This window comes from Bacillus cereus group sp. MYBK139-1, from assembly GCF_051916915.1.
GTDB classification, from domain to species: Bacteria; Bacillota; Bacilli; order Bacillales; family Bacillaceae_G; genus Bacillus_A; species Bacillus_A pacificus.
Genome location: NZ_JBQAHO010000004.1, coordinates 73580 through 92646 on the forward strand (window position 1 = coordinate 73580; position 19067 = coordinate 92646).

Below are 19067 nucleotides of genomic sequence, written 5' to 3' on the forward strand. Positions count from 1 at the left end.
GAAACTGTACTAATAATAGAAAGGGGTATCACTCCATATGTACGAAGATGTACTTGCTTTACTACATAAAACAAATGTTTCTTATGAAAAGTTTGAACACGAACCAGTACTCGATTATGAGACAGATCGGATCGTACGCGAGAGGCTTGGCTTACAAGGCACTCCAAGTAAAAGCTTATTTTTAAAATCAAAGGCTGGAGATTATTACGTATTTTTCACGTTAGAGGGCACAAGGCTTAACCGCGGAGAGATGAAAGAACTAACAGGAGAACGCTTATCTCTCTGTTCTCCTGATGAACTGCGAGACAAAACTGGTTGTATGCCGGGATGTGTAGCTCCTTTCGGGTATTCACACGATGTAACAATTATTGTGGATAACGCTATTTATACGTACGATAAAATTTTAATTACACCTGGTGTACCTGAATTTACAATTGAATTATCCACAGAAGAATTAAAAAAGATTTTATTAACATGTTCAAATACTGTTTTGGAGTACAAACAAAAAGAGAGCTAATCATTAGCTCCCTTTTTTCATTATTTTGCTTCTGCTGTGTTTTCTTTTGCAGAACGAACTTGCTCGTCCGCATGGTAAGAAGAACGCACAAGTGGGCCAGCTTCACAGTGGCTAAAGCCTTTGCTAAGTGCAATTTCTTTTAGCTCTGCAAATTCTGCTGGTGGGTAATATTTAAGAACTGGTAAATGCTTCTTAGATGGTTGTAGGTATTGTCCAAGAGTTAAAATATCCACATTGTTTGCACGTAAGTCATCCATTGCTTCAATTAAATCTTCTCTCGTTTCACCTAAGCCCACCATAATGCTCGATTTAGTTGGAATATCAGGCTGCATTTCTTTTGCTCGACGTAAAAACTCTAATGAACGATCATATTTTGCTCTAGCGCGAACTCGGTCAGATAATCGACGTACTGTTTCAATGTTATGGTTTAAAATATCTGGTTTTGCATCCATTAACATTTTTAAGTTTTCTTCTACTCCACCCATATCAGATGGTAATACTTCGATTGACGTAAACGGATTTTTACGACGTACAGCGCGTACTGTTTCAGCAAAAACAGCTGCTCCCCCGTCTTTTAAATCATCACGTGCAACCGCTGTTATAACAACGTGCTTTAAGCCCATTTGTACTACAGAATCTGCTACGCGTTCTGGCTCTTGTAAATCAAGCTCAGTTGGTAAGCCTGTTTTAACCGCACAAAAACGACAAGCACGTGTACAAACCGCACCTAAAATCATAAATGTTGCTGTTTTTCTTACAGCCCAGCATTCATGAATATTCGGACATTTCGCTTCCTCACAAACTGTATGAAGATTTTTAGAACGCATCATTTTCTTTAAGCCTGTATAGTTTTCATTCGTGTTTAACTTAATTTTCAACCATTCGGGCTTGCGCTTATATTCTGTTTGTTTTGTCATGGTTATCAACTCCGCACAATATGAAATAGTTTACCGTGTTCGCTTCTTTCAATGTAACATATCTATTCTAACGTATGAAAGCGATTTGCTCAAATGAAGATTCTAAGATTTTTTCCAATCGTTCCCTATAATGAAATACTCCGTATATCCCACACTAAAAAGAGTGATGATGTGAAAGGAGTCTATTTCATGCTTCGAAAAATTTCTCTTTTGCTTTCGATTTGCTTTCTTCTCCACCAAAACATCGCTTACGGTGAAGATAATCAGCAAAGCATATACGAAAAGCGCATGGCACTATATAAAGAAACCGAGCAATCTTCAGGCATTCCGTGGTATTACTTAGCTGCAATGGATCAATACGAAAGAAATATACGGAGCGTAAGAAAAGATATTCCGAAAAAACCAGATGCCATCATTTCCCTTTATTTCAAACCAGAAATATGGGCTGGACCTGTTAATGGTAACGACACTCTCCCCCATACAATTGCTCTATTTGGCGGGTTAGGTTTAGATGGTGACAAAGATGGATTTGCAAATGCAAATAACGACCGTGATCTTTTGCATACAGCAGCAACGATTTTAAAGAAACAAGGAACGTCAGAAGAACGTATTAAAATCATGCTCTGGGAATATTATAGACGTGCAAAAACAGTTGATTTAATCACCGAATACGCCCAAATTTATAAACATTATGGACGTATTAATTTAGAAGGAAATGCGTTTCCTCTCCCTATTCGCAGTGACCATAGCTACCGTAGTACTTTCGGCGCTGGAAGAAGTTTTGGAGGACGAAGAGTTCATGAAGGAACTGATATTTTTGCAGGCTATGGCGTACCAGTAAGATCCACTTGCTATGGCATTATTGAAACAAAAGGCTGGAACCGCCTTGGCGGATGGCGCATCGGCATTCGCGACCTTCATAATAATTACCATTATTACGCTCATTTAGGTGGATTCTCAAAAGAAATACAGCTTGGGCAAATTGTCGAGCCTGGAAAAGTAATCGGATTTGTTGGTAGCACCGGTTACGGACCTCCCGGCACAGCTGGAAAATTCCCGCCCCACCTACATTTCGGTATGTATAAAGACAATGGTTATACAGAATGGGCTTTCGATCCATACATGCATTTAAGTCTTTGGGAGCGAAAAGAACGCGCGAATACAAAACGATAACCGTAGCACATTGCTACGGTTATTTTTTATATTCGACTAACTATCCGTTTTCTTTTTATCAGGTACAACAACACTTCCGCTTCCATAATACGTAGGCACTTCCCCTTGAACGATACGCGTCGCAATCGGAACATCTTGTTTTACTTTTATTTCTTTCGTATGAAATGGAATAATGACTTGCAACGTCACTTCCATCTCCATAATAATTTGAATCGCAGTCGTATTGATTCCGTGCGGCTCAATTTTTTGTTTAATATCCGTATTTACATGACCAATCGTTGTGAAATCAATTGGAATGTCGGGTCCGATATTTCCAAGAAGTGCATTATTTGTTACACGGCCAAACGGAACTGCCATCGTTGCCCCATTTTTTTCAGAAATACCTAGCCCCTTCAAATTCCCTTGTTCTACTTGCTGTAAATATTTTTCTATGTATGTGGTCGTTGACGTTACGATTTCATTTACTTGCTTCGTATTTAAATTAATTGTGGACACTTTCCCGTTTTTATCATTTTGTACTTTCATTAATGAATCGACATCGAATCCCTCATCGATCCTATCTTTTACCGCCTTCGTCATAACCGCTGTCGCCATTTTATGTGTCTCTACTTCTCCATATTTCATTAATGTCGGCTGAATGCTGCTATTCACAATCCATAATCCTTGCACGAGTAATATGACAAAAAGAATAAACGACATAAGCAGTATGTGCCGAAAGGAAATAGGTCCCCTTCGAAACCGCGAATTTTTCGAACGAAATATACTCATACAAAACCCTCCTTCTTATATCATTTCTATGCAAGAAGGAGGGACGATATATGCTTATCTCATTTTTAATAATGCTTCTTTTCCGATTGTGCCAGCCGTAATACCTAAAGCTTCAGCTTCAATCGTTACTGATTCTAGCGGCGCTTCAAGAAGTTGTTCAATCGTTCTTACACCAACCGCGCGGCCGGCAATAATACCTCGATCCCCTAACTTCTCATTTAAAAGACCTACATCTAATGCACCGCACATAATATATCCTTTATCGCTCATTACAGCTAGCAAATTTGTCTTTGGAAGTTTGACGCTAACCGCAATAAACGTATAATTATCGATTATAATTGGCTCCACATTAACCATAGTTCACACTCCTCTCTTTCTTATCTGTATGACAAGAGAAAAATGAGTGTTACAAGTTAACTAGCCTATAGTTTGACGGAAGATGTATAAGTTATTAACATGTCTGTTAACACATCTCTAAGTAGTTCTGGCATATAATATTGTTTGTCAGAAAGTGTGGATAGCTCTGGATATAAGTAGCCGAATGTAAACATATCAATCGTTCCTACTGTATATATACGATCTAATTCCAGCGATTCCCCGTTAATTAATACATCTTCGAGTAAAATTTTATTCCCAGGAATCGTATCTGGAATGACTTCTACACCAGCGTAAATCATTTTTCCCATTACTTTCCCGCGGAATCCGAATCCTTTTACCTCAAGGTTCTCCATATTCGGGCGACGTGCTTTCAATATCACTTCTCGTAACGTTTTCCCCGGCACTTTCAATAAACATGGATTAATGGGATGTGGACAAATTCTGTGAATATCTCCGCGCGTCACAACGCCTTCTTCTAATCCTTCAAGAAGTACACCAGCGTTCACCATGCCAATCTCTGCACCACACCAGTTTTTCAGCGCATTTGCTAACATGTGCGAAAATGCTGTCTCATGAAACCAATTAACCGGTAATGATTCCTTTAAATGAACGACAGGCTCTTCCATAATATGTTCACTTTCTTCCTGCAGCGCTTCAATTGTGGATAACGGTTTGCTATAAGCACCTAAACGTTCAGTCTTAATCGCTCTACCATCCTTTTTCAACAGCTTCTTCATCTCTTTATCCACAGTAAGTTGAACGTGCCCAACGTAACGTCCCCACTTCTCACAACAGCAAAGTAACGTATTATTCATAAGAACACCACGCTCAAATAAATGATGCGTATGTGCCCCTAAAATAACATCTATATCATAATGCTCCGCCATATGCTCATCCATGCTTTTTCCAAGGTGAGAAAGGACAACCGTTATATGAGCCTCATCTCTCACTTCTTCTAAAATAGACTCTAAATGCTCGATTGGATCTTCAATATGCCAATCTAACATTTGATAAAACTCTGGATACGCAACCGTTAATCCGATAAAAGCAATCGTAATCCCATCTGTCGTTGTATGTAATTTATAAGGCTTTGCCCACTCTGGACGTACCCCTTCTTTTTCAAATAAATTCGCGACAAGCACCTCAAATCCAGCATCATCATATAGACGATTCAAATGCTCCTTCGCTAACGTAATTCCTTCATTGTTTCCGATCGTTACATAATCATATAACGCCTCATTTAAAAGCTTCGTATTGCCAAGTCCATTCGTCGCTTCCGAAATACTATGAAAACGATCCACATGATCGCCGATATCTACAGTCAAAACGGTCTCTCCCGCTTCCTGTCTTCGCTTTTTCTCTCCTTGTACAAACCGAGAAATTTGCGGCCAATTTTCAAAGTGACTATGTATATCGTTTGTATGATAAAGGTGGATAATTGTTTCTTTATTTATATTCAGAGAAAAAACCTCCTCTCAGTTCCTTACTGCCATTTACGCTATGCGTACGCAATAATCCTGTAAATACTTTTCGTCTTTTCTTGCTATTTTACATTGTACTCGCATTGTGAGAAAAAGCAAAAGATTGCCCTTTTTCATATGAGAAACTTTCTTTTTTTAGTTGTTGGATTCGTTGGTAGAACGGGGGGGATTTATCAGAAAGTTTGTTGATTGTTTTACGAGGAGTTTAGTGGGTTCCTTGTGGGGTTTGTCAGTATCTTAGCCTCAACTACTTCCATTCGGCCACTTCATGCATATCATCTAAATATTGAGGGGTATACGCCCGCTCTGCTATGTCGTAATTTGTTGATAAATCGATATTCCTTGTCGAATCGTCGATATATTGAAATAATCGCCGATATATTCCGAGTTGTGATCGATATATTTGAAAAATCGCTGATATATTTCAATATATACTAGCAGGGGTATACTCATGCACATATACCTTGTAACACGACATATGTCGTGTTACAATCTCATTATAAGGTGGTGAACCATAAAATGGATAAAGAGATATTAAAAGGAAGTATTGATATTTTACTTCTCTCCATCATTAAACAGCATGATACGTACGGATATGAAATTATTCAAAAGCTAAAAGAAAACAGCAATGATTTATACACAATGAGCCAAGGTACACTCTATCCAGCACTCAAACGTCTGGAGCAAAAAGATTTAATCAATTCCTACTGGGGCGAATCTGAAACGGGTATGAAACGAAAATTTTATCGCATTACTACGAACGGAAAGAAAATTTTAGAAGAAAAACTAACAGCGTGGGATTCAGTTACAGCTCTTATTAAAACTTGTCAGAAAGGAGCTTTAAATTAATGACGATTGAAAAATACATAAAGAGTATCATTCAAAAAACAAACCTATCCCAATCTGATAAAGACGAACTATACTTCGAAATTTACGATCATCTTACAAGCTTAAAACAAGAATTTCTCGATCAAGGAAAATCTGAAAAAGAAGCTACTGCATTAGCCATTCAAAACTTTGGAGAAGCCTCTACTTTAGGAACTGAAATTGAAAAAGCGATGCAATCTTCTACGCAAAAATATGTACAGTGGATTGGCTGGGGATTGTTTTTACCGTATTCGTTTGTTTTGTTATTTAAACTATTGCTCGGGAGGTCAGCTTTTTACTTTGGTAATCTGAAGTACTTCTTTGAAACAGGTGACTGGCATGCTATACACGGTGGGTTAATAAACTTAGTTCCTTTCAAAAGTACAATCCGCTATTTAAGTGGATTCGATCCTACTCATTTACTAGATCCTTATAATATAGACATCGTACTTATGAATACATTAGGAAACGTCATCATATTTATCCCATTCGGATTCCTGCTACCTTTATTATTTAAACAAATTAACAATGTAAAAATGGCATCCAAAATTTTTATTAAGTTCATTTTATTAATTGAATCGTTACAACTCCTTACCTTTACTGGTGTTTTCGATATTGATGACATCATACTCAATATGCTAGGAGCTTTAATTGGGTACGGTTCTTTTGTTGGGATGAAGTATATTTGGGACCGTGTTAAATCTGTGGATAAGGTGGATGCGATTTAGGTTCGGGGTATACGACCTGTTCTTCCTGTCGTAATTTGTTGATAAGTCGATATCCCTTGTCGAATCGCCGATATATTGAAATAATCGCTGATATATTAGGAGTTATCGTCGATATATTTGAAAAATCGCTGATATATTTAGCCAGAAACCCACCTGGGTATCTCGGCTAACCCCACCCCAAGCCAAGCTCACACAATAAAAAAGCGCCCTGCACAGCAGGGCGCTTTCTTCATACATATATTAACCGATAGAACCTTCCATCTCAAACTTGATTAGGCGGTTCATCTCAACTGCGTATTCCATTGGAAGTTCGCGAGTGAATGGCTCGATGAAGCCCATTACGATCATTTCTGTAGCTTCTTGCTCAGAAATACCACGGCTCATTAGGTAGAATAATTGTTCTTCTGATACTTTTGATACTTTCGCTTCGTGCTCAAGTGAAACGTAATCGTTTTTGATTTCGTTGTAAGGAATTGTATCAGATGTAGATTGGTTATCCATGATTAACGTGTCACACTCGATGTTAGAGCGAGAGTTTTTCGCTTTTGGTCCGAAGTGTACGATACCACGGTAAGTTACTTTACCACCATGCTTCGCAATCGATTTAGAAACGATTGTTGAAGACGTGTTTGGTGCTAAGTGAATCATTTTTGCACCAGCATCTTGGTGTTGGCCTTTACCAGCAATCGCGATAGATAATGTTAAACCACGAGCGCCTTCGCCTTTTAAGATAACTGCTGGGTATTTCATCGTTAATTTAGATCCGATGTTACCGTCAATCCATTCCATCGTTGCGTTTTCTTCACAAACCGCACGTTTTGTAACTAGGTTGTATACGTTGTTCGCCCAGTTTTGGATTGTTGTATAACGGCAATATGCATCTTTCTTAATGATGATTTCTACTACCGCACTGTGAAGTGAGTTAGTCGTGTAAACAGGTGCTGTACAACCTTCTACGTAGTGTACGTGTGCGCCTTCGTCTACGATGATAAGCGTACGCTCGAATTGTCCCATATTTTCAGAGTTAATACGGAAATACGCTTGAAGTGGTGTATCAACTTTAACACCTTTTGGAACGTAGATGAATGATCCACCAGACCAAACTGCAGAGTTTAATGCAGAGAATTTGTTATCTGTTGGTGGAATTACTTTTCCGAAATGCTCACGGAAAATATCTTCGTTCTCTTTTAATGCGCTATCTGTATCTTTGAAGACGATTCCTAGAGCTTCTAGGTCTTCTTTCATGTTGTGGTATACAACTTCAGATTCGTACTGTGCAGATACACCAGCTAAATATTTTTGCTCAGCTTCTGGAATACCTAATTTATCAAATGTCGCTTTAATTTCATCAGGTACTTCATCCCAAGACTTCTCAGATTTCTCAGATGGTTTTACGTAGTACGTAATTTCATCGAAATCTAAGTCGTTTAAGTCGCCGCCCCATTGTGGCATTGGCATTTCATAGAACTTATCCAGTGATTTTAAACGGAAGTCTAACATCCACTGTGGTTCTTCTTTCATACGTGAAATCTCTTCAACGATCTCTTTTGTTAAACCGCGTCCAGCACGGAAAATCGAAACGTCTTTGTCTTTGAAACCATATTTATAATCGCCGATATCTGGCAGTTGCTTCGCCATGTTGGTGTGTCCCTCCTTAGATAACCTCGTTTTTAGGAACCTTTAACATTACTTATCTTCGTTTAAGCCCTTTTCTAACGCTTTCCACGCTAATGTTGCACATTTAATACGTGCAGGGAACTTGCATACGCCTTGTAATGCTTCAATATCTCCTAAATCGATGCTGTCATCGTACTCTTTTCCTAGCATCATGTCAGAGAAAATTTTAGAAAGCTGAAGTGCCTCTTCAATTTTCTTACCTTTTACTGCTTGTGTCATCATTGAAGCTGAAGACATTGAGATAGAACATCCTTCTCCTTCAAACTTCGCTTCTTGCACAATACCTTCTTCTACTTTCATCGTAAGTTGAATACGATCGCCGCAAGTTGGATTGTTCAAGTTCACTGTAACACTATCTTCTAGCACGCCATGGTTACGAGGATTTTTGTAATGATCCATAATAACTTGACGATATAACGTATCTAAATTATTAAATGACATTTGTGAAATACTCCTTTGTCTTGATTAGCGATTCAACAAATGTATCAATTTCTTCTTTTGTATTATATAAATAGAAGCTCGCACGTGCTGTTGAAGAAGCTTTCAGCCACTTCATAAGCGGTTGTGCACAGTGGTGTCCTGCGCGAACTGCAATGCCTTCTACATCTAATACTGTCGCTACATCGTGAGGATGTACGTCTTCAATATTAAATGTAACAAGACCAGCGCGATGCTTTGGACCATAAATTGTAACGCCATCTACTTCTGATAGTCTTTCTAAAGCGTATTGCGCTAATTCATGCTCATGCTTTTCAATATTATGAAGACCGATTTCTTCTAAGAAATCAATTGCCGCACCAAGTCCGATTGCATTACCGATAATCGGCGTACCTGCTTCGAACTTCCACGGAAGCTCTTTCCAAGTAGATTCTTGTAAATCTACGAAATCAATCATTTCACCGCCAAATTCAATTGGCTCCATATTGTTTAGCAATTCTTTCTTACCATATAATACGCCGATACCTGTAGGTCCGCACATCTTATGAGCAGATAATGCGTAGAAATCACAGTTTAAATCTTGTACATCCACTTTCATATGAGGTGTACTTTGTGCACCGTCAACGACCATAATTGCGCCATTCTCATGTGCGATTGCTCCGATTTCTTTTACAGGGTTAATCGTTCCAAGTACGTTAGAAACATACATGATAGAAACGATTTTTGTATTCGGTGTAATTGTTTGACGAGCATCTTCTATTGAAATTGTCCCATCTGGTTGAAGCGGAAGATATTTTAAAGTTGCGCCAGTTTTCTTCGCAACTTGCTGCCACGGAATGATGTTACTATGGTGCTCCATGTAAGAAATAACGATTTCATCGCCTTCTTTTACATTTTCAAGACCATAGCTAGCCGCTACTGTATTTAATGCAGTTGTCGTTCCGCGCGTGAAAATAATCTCTTCCATCGATTTCGCATTAATAAACTTGCGAACTTTCTCGCGTGCACCTTCATACGCGTCGGTAGCTTTCGTACCGAGCGTATGAACACCGCGATGCACGTTAGAGTTATATTCTTTATAGTAACGTTCTAACGTTTCAATGACTTGAATTGGTTTTTGAGAAGTTGCTGCACTATCGAAATAAACAAGTTGTTTGCCGTTCACTTTTTGATCAAGAATTGGAAACTGTTTGCGTATTTCATGAATATTCATTAGCGAACTTTCCTTTCAATTACCTCAACAAGCTGTGCCTTTACTCCTTCAATTGGAAGCTCATTAACTACAGGTGCTAAGAATCCATGGATGACTAAACGTTCTGCTTCGCGTTTTGGAATACCACGGCTCATTAAGTAGTATAGTTGAGTTGGATCTACGCGACCTACTGAAGCTGCGTGACCTGCCATTACATCATCTTCGTCGATTAAAAGAATTGGGTTTGCATCACCGCGTGCTTTCTCATCTAACATAAGAACGCGAGAAGATTGTTGTGCATTTGATTTAGATGCACCGTGTTCAATCTTACCAATTCCGTTAAAGATAGATGTTGCACTATCTTTTTGTACACCGTGTTTTAAAATCCAACCTTCAGAGTGTTTACCGAAGTGAACAACTTTAGTTGTAAAGTTTTGTGTTTGGTTACCACGGCCAATTGTTACTGTTTTCGTATCAGCATATGAACCGTCGCCCATTAAGTTTGTAACGTTCTCTGAAATTGTGTTTCCGTCATTCATAAGGCCTAGAGCCCAATCAACGCGGCCGTCGCGTCCAACAATACCGCGGCGGTTAACGTAAGTTGTTACGTCTTTTGCTAATAGATCAACCGCACCGAATTTCACTTGTGCGCCTTGTTCCACGATTACTTCTGCTACGATATTTGCAATACCTTTAGCATTTTCATTTGCAACGTAGTTCTCTACATAAGTTGCAGTACTGTTCGCATCAGCTACGAATAATACGTGGTTATATACGTTAGCTTCTTCGCCGTCTACTAAGAATACAGCTTGAAGTGGAGTTTCAAGAACAACGTTTTTCGGAACATATACAAATGCACCGCCGTTGATTAATGCAGCATGAAGTGCAGTTAGACGATGCTCGTCTACCTTCACGCCGTCTTTCATTAAGTACTTTTGTACTAGTTCAGCATGCTCAGTTGCAGCTGTTACGATGTCTGTAAAAATAACACCTTTTTCTTTTGCTTCGTCTGCTAAAGAAACAAATGCAGTTGTACCAGTACGTTGCACTAATACGCTGTTATTTTCATCGATTAAATTTTTCACTGCTTCTGGAAGCTCTGTTAAAGAACTTACAGGCTCTTGCTTAGCAGCGTCGCCTTTTCCGATAAAGTCCCATTTGTCAATTTTCGTTTTATCAGGAGTTGGCATTGGAAGTTCAGTTGCTTGTGCAAGAGCTTGTAAGCGGAACTCAGTCAACCAAGCTGCTTCGTTTACTTCGCTTGCGCGTTGACGGATTGTTTCTTGATCGAAAGGTAATGTACCGATTGTCATGTTTATGCTCCTCTCTTACGCTTCTTGCTCTGTTGTTTCGTCTTCAATACCTAATTCTTTTTTAATCCAGTCGTAACCTTCAGCTTCTAGACGTTGTGCAAGCTCAGGGCCACCAGATTTAACGATACGACCGTTCATCATAACGTGAACGAAGTCTGGAGTGATGTAGTTTAATAAACGTTGGTAATGCGTAATCATTAGGCAACCGAAGTCTTCGCCGCGCATTTCGTTAATACCTTTAGATACAACTTTTAATGCATCGATATCAAGACCTGAGTCGATTTCGTCTAAGATTGCGATTTTTGGCTCAATCATCATTAATTGAAGAATTTCGTTACGTTTTTTCTCTCCACCAGAGAAACCTTCGTTTAAGTAACGTTGTGCCATTTCTGGATCCATTTCTAGGAATTCCATGTTTTTATCTAATGTACGGATAAATTTCATAAGAGAAATTTCATCGCCTTCTTCACGACGTGCGTTAATTGCAGAACGTAAGAAGTCAGCGTTTGTTACTCCGCTAATTTCACTTGGATATTGCATTGCTAGGAATAGACCTGCTTGTGCGCGCTCGTCTACTTCCATTTCTAATACATCTTCACCGTCGATGATGATGCTACCTTCTGTTACTTCATATTTTGGGTGACCCATAATTGCAGAAGATAAAGTTGATTTACCTGTTCCGTTAGGTCCCATAATTGCGTGGATTTCTCCACCTTTTACTTCAAGGTTTACACCTTTTAAAATTTCTTTGCCATCAATTGATACGTGTAAGTCTTTAACCGTTAATGTAGAACCAGCCATCTCAATACCTCCATTAATCCTATATATACATTTTAAAAATTCCTAAAACGTTCATATTCTCATTTTATTCTCATTCTAATTTTATATCAAATAAAATGATATCGCAAACGATGAAAAAAAGTAACAATTTTTTCACAAATGTATATAAGTATTTCACTTGCATCCTTATATGATACACCTTTCTTCTTATTTATATAAAGAAAAAAGGACTGGTAAAATTCCAGCCCTTTCCTTATATTTATTCACTTACCGGAAGTACAGCACCTTTATATTCTTTATTAATAAAATCTTGAATTTCTTTTGAATGCAGTACTTCTACTAGCTCCTTAATTTCTTTTTTCTTCTCGTCACCTTTACGAACTGCAATAATATTTGCATACGGAGAGTCTGATCCTTCAATCGCAATCGCATCCTTTGTTGGATTTAATTTTGCATCAATTGCATAGTTTGAATTAATAAATAATGCATCACCTTCATTATTTTCATATAACTTCGGTGAAAGACCCGGCTCTACATCTGTTTTAAACTTTAAGTTTTTCGGATTTTCTACAACATCTTTTACTGTTGCTTTCACAACATCTACTCCATCTTTTAATTTAATAACGCCGCCTTTTTGTAACAGCGCTAGCATACGGCCACGCTCCGCTACGTTATTACTCATAATCACTGTCCCGCCATCTGGTAAATCTTTTAAGCTTTTATATTTCTTAGAATAAATGCCCATTGGCTCTAAATGAATTTTTCCTGCGTTTACAATTTTATATCCTTTTTCTTGAATTTCTTTATCTAAGTAAGGAATGTGCTGGAAGTAGTTTGCATCAATTTCCTTATCCGCTAACGCTTTATTCGGTAGCACATAATCTTGGAATTTTTTAATTTCTAATTTAATACCCTTTTTCTCTAATATCGGCTGTGCCTTTTCCAAAATAACAGCGTGCGGTACGTTAGAAGCTCCCACAACAAGCTTATTCTCCTCTTTTCCTCCGCAAGCAGCTAATGTAAATACAGACAGCGCTGTAACAACTGACAATAGAATCTTTTTCATATGGTGTCCCCTTCTCCCGTATAATTATGTAGTTATAAAAAAGGCTGGCATACACCAGCCCTTTTACAGCAATTATTCTTTTACAGGAACAACTGCCCCTTTATATTCTTTATTAATGAAGTCTTCAATTTCTTTAGAATGTAATACTTCTACAAGAGCTTTAATCTCTTTCTTATCTTTATCACCTTTACGAACAGCTACTACGTTTGCGTATGGTGAATCATTACTTTCAATTGCAATTGCATCTTTTTCTGGGTTTAACTTCGCATCAATTGCATAGTTCGAGTTAATTAGAACCGCGTCGCCTTCTTTATTGTTATACACTTGTGGCAATAAACCAGGCTCAATATCTGTTTTGAATTTCAAGTTTTTTGGGTTATCCGCAATATCTTTTGGAGTTGCTTTAACCGGATCTACTCCGTCTTTAATTTTTAAAATACCTTCTTTTTGTAAAATTGCTAGACCACGTCCATGGTCAGCAACTGAATTACTCATAATAATTGTCGCTCCGTCTGGAAGTTCTTTTAAGCTCTTATATTTTTGAGAATATACACCAATCGGTTCTAAATGAATTTTCCCTGCTACTTCAAAATCATATTTTTTATCTTTCATTTCTTTTTCTAAATACGGAATGTGCTGGAAGTAGTTTGCATCTAAATCCTTATCTGCTAACGATTTATTTGGTAATACGTAGTCTTGGAATTTTTTCACTTCTAACTCAATTCCTTTTTTCTCTAATAAAGGTTTAGCCTTTTCTAAAATAACCGCATGCGGCACGTTAGAAGCCCCCACAACTAATTTCTTTTCATCTTTATCTTTCCCGCCACAAGCAGCTAACCCCAAAATTGAAGTTGAAATCAGTGCTGTAAGTAATAATTTTTTCATTTGAAACATCCTCCCGTTTTTTATTATCGTTTATCTATTCGAGTCGTTACACGATCACCAATCCACTGAATGAAAAATACAACTAGTAATACACAAATTGTCGCAACGATTGTTACGTCGTTATTTCCTCGTTGGAATCCTTCTAAATAAGCAAGTGTTCCAAGACCACCAGCACCAACAACTCCCGCCATTGCTGTATAGCCCACTAAAGCAATTGTCGTAACCGTAATACCAGATACTAACGCTGGTAACGATTCTGGAATTAACACTTTCAAAATAATTGTGCTTGTTTTTGCTCCCATCGCTTTTGAAGCTTCAATTACACCTTTATCAATTTCGCGAAGTGCAATTTCAACCATTCTTGCGTAAAACGGTGCCGCTCCAATAATTAAAGCTGGAAGTGCTGCACTCGCTCCAAGAATTGTTCCAAGCAAAATCTTTGTGAATGGAATTAATAAAATGATTAAAATAATGAACGGTATCGAGCGAAAAATGTTTACGAACGCTCCAATCGCTGTGTTAACCGCTTTGTTTTCCCATAAATTATCTTTCGCTGTCATAAAGAGTAACAATCCTAAAATGAGTCCTAAAACAAATGTGGCAAGAGCGGCGATTGCCGTCATATATAACGTTTCACCAGTTGCTTCTAACATTTGATTCCAATCAACATTTGTGAATAACTTATCCATGTGCAATCACCTCCAGCTCTACTTGATCTTGATGTATTCCCTCTATTGCTTGCTGAATCGCTGTTTCCTCACCATTTAAATGAACAACTAAACTACCGTAAGAGCCGTTATTCGTTTGTGCGATATTTCCTTGCAAAATGCTAACTTCTATATCACTGCGTTGCATTAATCTTTGAAGTACTGGTCTTTCTACCGCTTCACCGATAAACTGCAAACGAACTACTTTTCCATCTGGATATTTTTCAATTAAACTTTCAATCGTTTCATTTGTATCTTCAGAATCCGTTAACTGCTGTACAAATCGTTTCGTAATGTCTTGCTGCGGATTACGGAACACATCAAGTACTGGACCTGTTTCTACAATCTTCCCTTTTTCCATTACTGCAACACGATTACAAATCTTTCGAATTACGTGCATCTCATGTGTAATGAGCACAATCGTTAAACCGAGACGTTTATTAATATCTAATAATAGATCTAAAATTTGATCTGTCGTTTCTGGATCAAGAGCTGACGTTGCTTCATCACATAAAAGTACTTGCGGATTGTTAGCTAACGCTCTCGCAATACCAACACGTTGCTTTTGTCCTCCGCTCAGCTGAGATGGGTACGCGTCTCCTCTTCCTTCTAATCCAACAAGATGAATTAACTCATCCACGCGTTTTCTTCTCTTCACCTTATCAACACCTGCAATTTCAAGTGGGAACTCAATATTTTCACGTACAGTTCGTGACCAAAGTAAGTTGAAGTGTTGAAAAATCATTCCGATTTCTTGCCTTGCCTTACGAAGTTCGCTTCCTGTAATCGCTGAAATCACGCGATTTGCAATTGTAATTTGGCCTGAAGTTGGTTTCTCCAACTGATTGAATAATCGAATTAAAGAACTTTTTCCAGCGCCACTATATCCGATAACACCAAATATTTCACCTTTATCTATTTTTAAATTGGCATTATCTACAGCAGTGACATCACCGCTTTTTGCTTTATATATTTTCTTTACATTTTCTAATAAGATCATGATGTTCACCCCTTTTTGTTTAGATCGACTCCGCAATTTTTTATGTTTAATGCGTGTAGTCCACCATTATCACTACTTTTATTATTTGAATGTCCTCCACATTCAAACAACAAAAAAACCTTTCCGCTTTAGAGAAGCAGAAAGGTTTATGTGCGTATATAACAACATTATCCCTCTCTCTCATCTCTCAAAGCATTTGCTTTGCAGGAATTGGCACCATTTCAACATAAGTTGACGGTTGCCGGGCTTCACAGGGCACAGTCCCTCCACCTCTCTTGATAAGAGAAATCAGATTACATTTTCGTCTGATTTGTAATTTATGAAATTGTCTATATTTTATGAATTGAATTGTATCAATATCCACACACCATGTCAACAGAAATTTTCGCAAAAAATGAAACTTCAGAATTTTAAGCACCTACTGACATCGGTTTACATATATGAAACATCGATTCAACTAATAGCATGGTTCGATACGTTCCTGAATATTGTACACGTCCATCATTCATTAACATTTGCAATCGTACATTGCCGTTCACCAATTGTTTTACATCTTCTTCACCAACACAAACGATTTGCTCCGTTCCTCTTTCCTCATGTAGCAGCTCTATATAATCTCTTGAAATTTGTAACGAACAACTTTCATCTCCAAAGCGGAAATTAACAGTTTTTTCTCCTTGTCTTAAAAGCGGTTCTAAATGATATTGACCATTAGCGTAATTTACAAATGATTGCAGCAAAGAATATAATTTCACTCTAAATCACATCCTTCATATCACTTTCTATTACACATACCATTCCCTCTCACTAAAGAGCAATCCTGTTATTTTCGCTCGACAAATACTGTAACCACCCTGCATCTCGACATATTTCCCGAGAAATATGTCGAGGCGGCAAAAACTTTGCCGCCTACTTTAATTCCGTATATAAATATTCAACCGAATGAAATGCGTATATCTTCTTCATCAGTGTCCCATTTTCAAAAACAAGTAAACAAGGTACACTTTCGATCCCATACTCTTTCGCGAAATGCGGAGCATAATTTAAATCTAACATTCCAATTTTCAAATCTTCAATTGTCATCTCAACGACAGTTAACATCTTTTTTGCTAATTGGCATGTTCCACACATTGGAGTATATACATATAACACTGTTTTTTCTTCATTCTCTATTAGGGCTGTAGCTTCGGCTCCTGTCCAGTCAATCACTTCTATCATTCCTTACCGTAAATATTCTGTATAAACGTCAATGTCAGCTCCCCATAATACATTTGCTAAGTGTGAAGATGGCGCAGTTGCCACTTCTCGGTACGAGCGATCAATATAAATATGCTCTGCTTGCGGGAATTCTTTTCGAAATTGTTTCCTTAACTTTTCTCCAGCATCATCAGCATCCACTAGTACATACACTTCCTTATCAAAAAACTGATCAACGAGCTCATCCATTTTCGACAAACCAATTGTACCATTTGTACAAACAATTTCCACCGGTTCCCGAATAATAGATTCAATCTTTCTTCTATCTGATGTACCTTCTACAATAATGACTTTTTCTACATAAACCATATGTCATCACCCGATCACCATATACTATACAACCTTTAACTTAGTATATAGTATATTCGTTATTTTCATGTTGTTTCCTGTTTATTTTTGCAAAAGAAAAGCGCAAGCGGCTCGTTCAGATTGCGAGGGGGATGGAGCTTCTGACGTAAAGGCGCTTTTTGCCTTGCAGGAAGAAGCGAAGCCACCGAACAATCTAGCCGCTGGAGCTGGACAATGAAAAGCGCAAGCGGCTCTTTCAGGTTGTAAAGTTCCATAAAACCTTACCGAAAAACATTCATTCCTATAATAGCTTATTCATTTACACTCGATTTTAAATGTATTATGTAACACAAAATAAAAAAGGACAGCACAAAGGCTGTCCTTCAGTCGACTATAATTAGTCTTGGTTTGTCATTTCTGCATATTTTTCAGCAGTTAATAACTTCTCAACTTGGCTTGCATCAGAAAGTTCAACTTTAACCATCCATGCACCCTCGTATGGAGATTCGTTAACAAGTTCTGGTTGGTCACTTAATTCTTCGTTTACTGCTACAACTTTACCGCTTACAGGTGCGTATAATTCAGAAACTGTTTTAACAGATTCTACGCTTCCGAATGGCTCGTCAGCTTCGATTGTTGCACCTACTTCTGGAAGTTCAACGAATACGATATCGCCTAGCTCACTTTGTGCAAAGTGAGTAATACCGATAACAACTTCATTACCTTCAGTTTTTACCCATTCGTGTTCTTCAGAGTAACGTAAATTATTTGGAATGCTCATGACTGTACCTCCAGTGAATGTATTAATTATGTAAAAATACCTTATTGGTACTTTTTCCACACACTTTCAAACTGCTCTTCGTTAAAACCAAGTGTTACCTTCGTTCCATCTGTTACAATTGGACGTTTAATCAACATGCCATCAGATGCTAAAAGCTCGTACATTTCGTCTTCACTTGCATCTTTTAGCTTATCTTTCAGACCAAGTTCACGGTAACGCATTCCACTTGTATTAAAGAATTTTTTTAATGGTAATTCACTTTTTTCATGTAAATTACGTAAATCTTCTTTTGATGGTGGATTTTCAACAATATGAATCATCTCATATGCTACATCGTTTGCCTCAAACCATTTCTTTGCTTTTTGACATGTGCCACACTTTGGATATGAATAAAATGTTACTGTCATAAATTCACCTACTTTTTTACTAACCTTTACCTTTATCATATAGAAAACGTTTTATTATTTCAAACGATTATTCGCTAAACTTTTACTTATTTCGTGATAATTTTTAATAATCCTGCAAATTTTTCTTATTTTTCCGCCATTTGTTAAGAAAAAATAAATATATAATTTTTTTTGATTCTTCTCTTATCACTCGCCGAACATATATCTTAAACAAACGTTTGATTAATTCCCCATTTTCCTTCATTAACCCTTGAGCTACATCGATTTCTTCCTACCGAACATATATCTTAAACAAACGTTTGATTAATTCCCCATTTTCCCTTGTTAACCCTTGAGCTGCATCGATTTCTTCCTACCGAACATATATCTTAAACAAACGTTTATTTAAGCATTTCATCCTATAGTCACAAAACCTAGAAACACCTTAAATGACAAAGGCGTACAGAT

The 19067-nt window shown here is 37.7% G+C and carries 22 protein-coding genes and 1 riboswitch; of the genes, 4 read left to right on the plus strand and 18 right to left on the minus strand.

The window, feature by feature from the left end; translation table 11 throughout:
* Nucleotides 1-37: 37 nt before the first annotated feature.
* On the plus strand, nucleotides 38-517 hold the full coding sequence (locus ACTFRS_RS20940) for a YbaK/EbsC family protein (protein ID WP_139868221.1): 480 nt from the start codon (nucleotides 38-40) through the stop codon (nucleotides 515-517).
* Nucleotides 518-537: 20 nt separating this feature from the next.
* Here ACTFRS_RS20940 and lipA read toward each other — a convergent pair whose 3' ends face one another.
* Complete coding sequence (gene lipA, locus ACTFRS_RS20945; RefSeq protein WP_000166370.1) at nucleotides 538-1434, minus strand: lipoyl synthase; 897 nt, start codon at nucleotides 1432-1434, stop codon at nucleotides 538-540.
* 189 nt (nucleotides 1435-1623) lie between these two features.
* Here lipA and ACTFRS_RS20950 point away from each other — a divergent pair, with 189 nt between their 5' ends.
* Entirely contained in the window at nucleotides 1624-2607 is a 984-nt protein-coding gene (locus ACTFRS_RS20950; RefSeq protein ID WP_000944673.1) for a M23 family metallopeptidase, read from the plus strand.
* 36 nt (nucleotides 2608-2643) lie between these two features.
* Here ACTFRS_RS20950 and yunB read toward each other — a convergent pair whose 3' ends face one another.
* The 3 genes from yunB to ACTFRS_RS20965 all read right to left on the minus strand — a co-directional run bounded on the left by yunB (nucleotide 2644) and on the right by ACTFRS_RS20965 (nucleotide 5213).
* On the minus strand, nucleotides 2644-3375 hold the full coding sequence (yunB, locus tag ACTFRS_RS20955) for a sporulation protein YunB (protein ID WP_000021810.1): 732 nt from the start codon (nucleotides 3373-3375) through the stop codon (nucleotides 2644-2646).
* Nucleotides 3376-3429: 54 nt separating this feature from the next.
* On the minus strand, nucleotides 3430-3732 hold the full coding sequence (locus ACTFRS_RS20960) for a YunC family protein (protein ID WP_000248463.1): 303 nt from the start codon (nucleotides 3730-3732) through the stop codon (nucleotides 3430-3432).
* Nucleotides 3733-3797: 65 nt separating this feature from the next.
* Nucleotides 3798-5213, minus strand: coding sequence for a bifunctional metallophosphatase/5'-nucleotidase (locus tag ACTFRS_RS20965; protein ID WP_277933158.1), 1416 nt, complete (start codon nucleotides 5211-5213; stop codon nucleotides 3798-3800).
* Between the two features lie 540 nt (nucleotides 5214-5753).
* Here ACTFRS_RS20965 and ACTFRS_RS20970 point away from each other — a divergent pair.
* Both ACTFRS_RS20970 and ACTFRS_RS20975 read left to right on the plus strand, forming a co-directional pair.
* The gene (locus ACTFRS_RS20970; RefSeq protein WP_000356633.1) at nucleotides 5754-6083 is read left to right on the plus strand and encodes a PadR family transcriptional regulator; all 330 of its coding nucleotides are present in this window, start codon (nucleotides 5754-5756) and stop codon (nucleotides 6081-6083) included.
* Nucleotides 6083-6829 (plus strand): VanZ family protein, encoded by a 747-nt coding sequence (locus tag ACTFRS_RS20975; RefSeq protein WP_440025093.1) that lies wholly within the window; start codon nucleotides 6083-6085, stop codon nucleotides 6827-6829. The genes ACTFRS_RS20970 and ACTFRS_RS20975 overlap by 1 nt, the downstream gene beginning before the upstream one ends.
* A gap of 240 nt (nucleotides 6830-7069) precedes the next feature.
* On the opposite strand, the gene sufB is transcribed toward ACTFRS_RS20975, so the two are convergent.
* The 14 genes from sufB to ACTFRS_RS21045 form a co-directional block, all read right to left on the minus strand.
* The gene (gene sufB / locus ACTFRS_RS20980; RefSeq protein WP_001118827.1) at nucleotides 7070-8467 is read right to left on the minus strand and encodes a Fe-S cluster assembly protein SufB; all 1398 of its coding nucleotides are present in this window, start codon (nucleotides 8465-8467) and stop codon (nucleotides 7070-7072) included.
* A 48-nt stretch (nucleotides 8468-8515) separates the two neighbouring features.
* A complete protein-coding gene (sufU, locus tag ACTFRS_RS20985) occupies nucleotides 8516-8947 on the minus strand; it encodes a Fe-S cluster assembly sulfur transfer protein SufU (protein WP_000009523.1) in 432 nt (143 codons plus the stop codon).
* Entirely contained in the window at nucleotides 8937-10157 is a 1221-nt protein-coding gene (gene sufS, locus ACTFRS_RS20990) for a cysteine desulfurase SufS (RefSeq protein WP_001020763.1), read from the minus strand. The genes sufU and sufS overlap by 11 nt, the downstream gene beginning before the upstream one ends.
* On the minus strand, nucleotides 10157-11449 hold the full coding sequence (gene sufD, locus ACTFRS_RS20995; RefSeq protein ID WP_000152165.1) for a Fe-S cluster assembly protein SufD: 1293 nt from the start codon (nucleotides 11447-11449) through the stop codon (nucleotides 10157-10159). Before sufD ends, sufS begins: the two co-directional genes overlap by 1 nt.
* A 15-nt stretch (nucleotides 11450-11464) precedes the next feature.
* Nucleotides 11465-12250: a Fe-S cluster assembly ATPase SufC gene (sufC, locus tag ACTFRS_RS21000; protein ID WP_061129185.1), complete on the minus strand. Its 786-nt coding sequence runs from the start codon at nucleotides 12248-12250 to the stop codon at nucleotides 11465-11467.
* Nucleotides 12251-12488: 238 nt separating this feature from the next.
* On the minus strand, nucleotides 12489-13295 hold the full coding sequence (metQ, locus tag ACTFRS_RS21005) for a methionine ABC transporter substrate-binding lipoprotein MetQ (protein WP_000722401.1): 807 nt from the start codon (nucleotides 13293-13295) through the stop codon (nucleotides 12489-12491).
* A gap of 72 nt (nucleotides 13296-13367) precedes the next feature.
* A complete protein-coding gene (gene metQ / locus ACTFRS_RS21010; RefSeq protein WP_016718832.1) occupies nucleotides 13368-14180 on the minus strand; it encodes a methionine ABC transporter substrate-binding lipoprotein MetQ in 813 nt (270 codons plus the stop codon).
* Between the two features lie 23 nt (nucleotides 14181-14203).
* The gene (locus ACTFRS_RS21015) at nucleotides 14204-14869 is read right to left on the minus strand and encodes a methionine ABC transporter permease (protein ID WP_016718833.1); all 666 of its coding nucleotides are present in this window, start codon (nucleotides 14867-14869) and stop codon (nucleotides 14204-14206) included.
* Entirely contained in the window at nucleotides 14862-15887 is a 1026-nt protein-coding gene (locus ACTFRS_RS21020; protein ID WP_431085336.1) for a methionine ABC transporter ATP-binding protein, read from the minus strand. Before ACTFRS_RS21020 ends, ACTFRS_RS21015 begins: the two co-directional genes overlap by 8 nt.
* A gap of 177 nt (nucleotides 15888-16064) precedes the next feature.
* Nucleotides 16065-16172, minus strand: a riboswitch (SAM riboswitch).
* 125 nt (nucleotides 16173-16297) lie between these two features.
* Nucleotides 16298-16642, minus strand: a complete 345-nt coding sequence (locus ACTFRS_RS21025; RefSeq protein ID WP_000781219.1) for a hypothetical protein — start codon at nucleotides 16640-16642, stop codon at nucleotides 16298-16300.
* Between the two features lie 154 nt (nucleotides 16643-16796).
* Nucleotides 16797-17105 (minus strand): thioredoxin family protein, encoded by a 309-nt coding sequence (locus ACTFRS_RS21030; protein ID WP_001998544.1) that lies wholly within the window; start codon nucleotides 17103-17105, stop codon nucleotides 16797-16799.
* A 3-nt stretch (nucleotides 17106-17108) separates the two neighbouring features.
* On the minus strand, nucleotides 17109-17453 hold the full coding sequence (locus ACTFRS_RS21035) for a toprim domain-containing protein (RefSeq protein ID WP_000263237.1): 345 nt from the start codon (nucleotides 17451-17453) through the stop codon (nucleotides 17109-17111).
* Between the two features lie 376 nt (nucleotides 17454-17829).
* A complete protein-coding gene (gene gcvH, locus ACTFRS_RS21040) occupies nucleotides 17830-18213 on the minus strand; it encodes a glycine cleavage system protein GcvH (protein WP_000026900.1) in 384 nt (127 codons plus the stop codon).
* A 41-nt stretch (nucleotides 18214-18254) separates the two neighbouring features.
* Nucleotides 18255-18620 carry an arsenate reductase family protein gene (locus ACTFRS_RS21045; RefSeq protein ID WP_000218967.1) on the minus strand — a complete coding sequence of 122 codons (366 nt, stop codon included), beginning with the start codon at nucleotides 18618-18620 and terminating at the stop codon, nucleotides 18255-18257.
* Nucleotides 18621-19067 lie beyond the last annotated feature (447 nt).

Bases quoted from the DNA above. Each gene is read 5' to 3' on its own strand.
- ACTFRS_RS20940 (WP_139868221.1), top strand. From the start codon at position 38: ATGTACGAAGATGTACTTGCTTTACTACATAAAACAAATGTTTCTTAT.
- lipA (WP_000166370.1), bottom strand. From the start codon at position 1,434: ATGACAAAACAAACAGAATATAAGCGCAAGCCCGAATGGTTGAAAATT.
- ACTFRS_RS20950 (WP_000944673.1), top strand. From the start codon at position 1,624: ATGCTTCGAAAAATTTCTCTTTTGCTTTCGATTTGCTTTCTTCTCCAC.
- yunB (WP_000021810.1), bottom strand. From the start codon at position 3,375: ATGAGTATATTTCGTTCGAAAAATTCGCGGTTTCGAAGGGGACCTATT.
- ACTFRS_RS20960 (WP_000248463.1), bottom strand. From the start codon at position 3,732: ATGGTTAATGTGGAGCCAATTATAATCGATAATTATACGTTTATTGCG.
- ACTFRS_RS20970 (WP_000356633.1), top strand. From the start codon at position 5,754: ATGGATAAAGAGATATTAAAAGGAAGTATTGATATTTTACTTCTCTCC.
- ACTFRS_RS20975 (WP_440025093.1), top strand. From the start codon at position 6,083: ATGACGATTGAAAAATACATAAAGAGTATCATTCAAAAAACAAACCTA.
- sufB (WP_001118827.1), bottom strand. From the start codon at position 8,467: ATGGCGAAGCAACTGCCAGATATCGGCGATTATAAATATGGTTTCAAA.
- sufU (WP_000009523.1), bottom strand. From the start codon at position 8,947: ATGTCATTTAATAATTTAGATACGTTATATCGTCAAGTTATTATGGAT.
- sufS (WP_001020763.1), bottom strand. From the start codon at position 10,157: ATGAATATTCATGAAATACGCAAACAGTTTCCAATTCTTGATCAAAAA.
- sufD (WP_000152165.1), bottom strand. From the start codon at position 11,449: ATGACAATCGGTACATTACCTTTCGATCAAGAAACAATCCGTCAACGC.
- sufC (WP_061129185.1), bottom strand. From the start codon at position 12,250: ATGGCTGGTTCTACATTAACGGTTAAAGACTTACACGTATCAATTGAT.
- metQ (WP_000722401.1), bottom strand. From the start codon at position 13,295: ATGAAAAAGATTCTATTGTCAGTTGTTACAGCGCTGTCTGTATTTACA.
- metQ (WP_016718832.1), bottom strand. From the start codon at position 14,180: ATGAAAAAATTATTACTTACAGCACTGATTTCAACTTCAATTTTGGGG.
- ACTFRS_RS21015 (WP_016718833.1), bottom strand. From the start codon at position 14,869: ATGGATAAGTTATTCACAAATGTTGATTGGAATCAAATGTTAGAAGCA.
- ACTFRS_RS21020 (WP_431085336.1), bottom strand. From the start codon at position 15,887: ATGATCTTATTAGAAAATGTAAAGAAAATATATAAAGCAAAAAGCGGT.
- ACTFRS_RS21030 (WP_001998544.1), bottom strand. From the start codon at position 17,105: ATGATAGAAGTGATTGACTGGACAGGAGCCGAAGCTACAGCCCTAATA.
- ACTFRS_RS21035 (WP_000263237.1), bottom strand. From the start codon at position 17,453: ATGGTTTATGTAGAAAAAGTCATTATTGTAGAAGGTACATCAGATAGA.
- gcvH (WP_000026900.1), bottom strand. From the start codon at position 18,213: ATGAGCATTCCAAATAATTTACGTTACTCTGAAGAACACGAATGGGTA.
- ACTFRS_RS21045 (WP_000218967.1), bottom strand. From the start codon at position 18,620: ATGACAGTAACATTTTATTCATATCCAAAGTGTGGCACATGTCAAAAA.